Source organism: Candidatus Nanopusillus massiliensis, from assembly GCF_920984865.1.
Genome location: NZ_OV100765.1, coordinates 552997 through 553345, shown reverse-complemented (window position 1 = coordinate 553345; position 349 = coordinate 552997). Strand labels below are relative to the sequence as shown.

Below are 349 nucleotides of genomic sequence, written 5' to 3'. Positions count from 1 at the left end.
TATCATCTTATAGATACTATATTATATCATTTTTAAACATAGGTTTCAAGCATATACTTTTCTTCATTTTTATGTTTTACTTTTTCTGCTTCGTTTTCTAATATTGAAAATATGTCCTTTATTGTTGAATATANNNCATATCCATGATCATCNNNNGAGAATTTACCATTATTATATATTAATTTTGCTTTAATTTGATAATATATTTTTTTATTTTCTTTATCTTCATTTATCTTTTTAATATGTAATAATAATCTTATATTTTCTCCTAAATCATTTCTATATTTTTTGTAAAATTTCTCATGCAATTTCCTTATCAATCTATATCTATTTCATCTAAGGATACTCC

At 20.2% G+C, this 349-nt stretch carries 1 protein-coding gene (cut by a window edge); it reads right to left on the bottom strand.

Annotated elements, in window-relative coordinates:
• Positions 1-316 precede the first annotated feature (316 nt).
• Positions 317-349: the final stretch of a CBS domain-containing protein gene (locus tag LUA84_RS03660; RefSeq protein WP_305836331.1), read on the bottom strand. Its footprint extends 141 nt past the window's final position; 33 of the gene's 174 nt are visible here — the last part of the coding sequence; its start codon lies beyond the right edge, outside the window — the gene reads right to left on this strand; the stop codon is at positions 317-319.